Source organism: Saccharopolyspora sp. 7B (genome assembly GCF_020177435.1).
GTDB lineage: Bacteria > Actinomycetota > Actinomycetes > Mycobacteriales > Pseudonocardiaceae > Saccharopolyspora_C > Saccharopolyspora_C gregorii.
On sequence record NZ_JAIUKC010000172.1, the window covers coordinates 1 to 2,737 of the forward strand.

The following is a 2,737-nucleotide window of genomic DNA, read 5'->3' on the forward strand; positions in this document are numbered from 1 at the left end:
GCCCCCGCGCCCCCCCGGGGGGGGGGGGGTGGGGGCCGGTCTAGGTCCGCCCTCCTCCCGGGCTCAGGGGCGGAGGGCTCGGCCGACGGGGGGCGACGGTCCGAGCCCGCGCACGAGGACAGCCGGTGGGGTGGTTCTGCGGCCTGGTGATCGTGCCACCGGGCGGCGGGATGTTCCGGCGGACGAGATCCGGGCGGGCGCGGGATTCGGCCCCGCCGGGGTGTCGTGCCGAGTTCGTCACGTGTGCCGGGCGGGGTTCGGTGGGTAACGTCGGGCCCGTGCAGCTGACGTGGCGGAACGGACTGGACCAGGCCGAGGTGGCCGAGGTGGTGGCGCTGCTCGACGCGGCCGCGGAGGCCGACGGGGTGGCGCCCGCGGGCGAGCACGTGCTCATGCGGTTGCGCGCGCACCGCGACGTGGCGCAGCAGATCGAGCCGGTGCAGGCGGACGTCCGCTCCGAGCACTTCGTGGTGCGGAACGCGGCGGACGAGCTGCTCGGCTACGCGCACCTGGACACCGCGGACGAGGCGGCCGGCCTGCTGGTCGCCGAGCTCGCCGTGCACCCGGCGCAGCGCCGCGGCGGCGTCGGCACCCGGCTGGTGCGGGCGCTGCTGGAGCGCGCCGACCTGCCGGTGGAGGGCGCGGGCGAGGACACCGGCCGGTTGCGGATCTGGTCGCACGGCGAGCACCCGGGTGCGCTGCGGCTGGCGGAGCGGTTCGGCTTCGCCCGCCCGCGCGAGCTGTGGCGGATGGGGCTGCGGCTCGCCGACGCCGAACTGCCGGAGGCCCCGGCGCCCGGCGGCGTGTCGATCCGCGCGTTCCGGCCCGGCTCCGACGAGGCCGCCGTCGTCGAGGTCAATCACCGAGCGTTCCGATGGCACCCGGAACAGGGCGCGATGAGCGAGGCGGATCTGCGCGAGAAGGAAGCGGAGGACTGGTTCGACGCGGCCGGCTTCTTCCTCGCAGTGGACCCGCAGGACCGCCTGCTGGGTTTCCACTGGACGAAGGTCCACCCGGACGGGCGCGGCGAGGTGTACGTCGTCGGCGTGGATCCGGACACGCAGGGTAGTGGCCTGGGGAAGGTGCTGACCGCGGCCGGGCTGCGCCACCTGCGTGCGGCCGGCTGCGCGGAGGTCCTGCTCTACGTCGAGGGCGACAACGCTCCCGCGATCAAGGTCTACCAGCGCCTGGGCTTCGAGCGCACCGATCTGGACGTGCAGTTCGGGCGGTGATCCGCCCCCTCCGTCTGGATCACTGATTGCGAACGCCTGGATCACGAGATGGTGGACGGTCACCCGTTGGAACGTGGCGCTGCTTACTTAGCGTGCCTTGTTCACTTCGCGTTCACCCGTTGCATGGCGCGAATCCACTCCCACTGCTTAGCGTTCGGAGACGAGCGGCAGCGCGCCGCGCCCACGGTGTTTCCCTGATCTGGAGGAACGAAGTGAAGATCAAGCGGCACAGTGCTGCGCTCGGATTCTTCGCGGCCGGCACGCTCGTGCTGTCCGCCTGCGGCACCGACCAGAACGTTCCCCAGGGCGGCGGCAACCCGGCGCTGGCCGGGCTGAACGTCGACTGCGGCACCAAGCCGGTCTCCGCCGAAGGTTCCTCCGCGCAGAAGAACGCCATGGACGTGTTCGCCCGCGACTACGGCATCGCCTGCGAAGGCCAGCAACTCAACTACACCAAGTCCGGCTCCGGCAAGGGCGTCGCCGCCTTCACCGCCGGGCAGATCGACTTCGGCGGCTCCGACTCGCCGCTGGACGAGGCCGACGGCGAGGTCGCCAAGGCCGCCGAGCGCTGCCAGGGCAACCCGGCGTGGAACATCCCGATGGTCTTCGGCCCCATCGCGGTGTCCTACAACGTCGAAGGCGTTGACGACCTGGTGCTCAACGCCGACGTGATCGCGAAGATCTACCAGGGCCAGATCAAGAACTGGAACGACCCGGCGGTCGCCGCGCTGAACCCCGGCAAGCAGCTGCCGGACCTCGCCGTCGTCCCGTTCTTCCGCTCCGACGAGTCCGGCACCTCGGACAACTTCCAGAAGTACCTCAGCACCGCGACCGGCGGCGCCTGGAAGGGCGAGGGCAAGCAGTTCCAGTCGGGGCCGGGCATCGGCCAGGGTCGCGAGGGGAGCGACCAGGTCGCCCAGTCCGTCAAGGCCACCCCGGGTGCCATCACCTACGTCGAGTGGTCCTTCCCGAAGAACCTCGGCCTCGGCATCGCCAAGATCGACGGCGGTGCCGGCCCGGTCGACCTGACCACCGAGAACGTCGGCAAGGCCATCGACGGGGCCAAGGTCGAGGGCGAGGGCCACGACCTGCGGGTCGACCTCGACTCGATCTACGGCAACAAGCAGCCGGGCGTCTACCCGATCGTGCTCAACACCTACGAGATCGTCTGCTCGAAGGGCTACGACCCGGAGACCGCCAAGGCCGTGAAGGCCGTGCTGACCGTCGCCGCCAACGCGGACGCCGCGCAGCTGGAGGAGGCCGGCTACGTCTCGCTGCCCGAGGCGTTCAAGCAGAAGGTGCTGGGCGCCGTCGACGCGATCGCGTGACGGACCTGACCCTCCACCAGTGAGAGGCTGCACGTAGCAGTGAACGACTCGACAAGAGCCGACCAGCGCCCGGGGGGGGGCCCGCCCCCCCCCGGGCCCCCCCCCCGCGCGGGGGGCCCGGGGGGCCCGGGGGGGGGCGCGGGGGGGGAGCGGTGGAGCCCGGCGCCCGAACCGGCA

General features: G+C 72.2%; 2 protein-coding genes. Both read left to right on the top strand.

Translation table 11 applies throughout. The features are described from left to right. Positions 1–278: 278 nt before the first annotated feature. Positions 279–1,232: a mycothiol synthase gene (gene mshD, locus LCD33_RS23670; RefSeq protein WP_308011321.1), complete on the top strand. Its 954-nt coding sequence runs from the start codon at positions 279–281 to the stop codon at positions 1,230–1,232. A 212-nt stretch (positions 1,233–1,444) separates the two neighbouring features. After that, positions 1,445–2,560, top strand: coding sequence for a phosphate ABC transporter substrate-binding protein PstS (gene pstS / locus LCD33_RS23675; RefSeq protein ID WP_224957989.1), 1,116 nt, complete (start codon positions 1,445–1,447; stop codon positions 2,558–2,560). Positions 2,561–2,737: the final 177 nt, after the last annotated feature.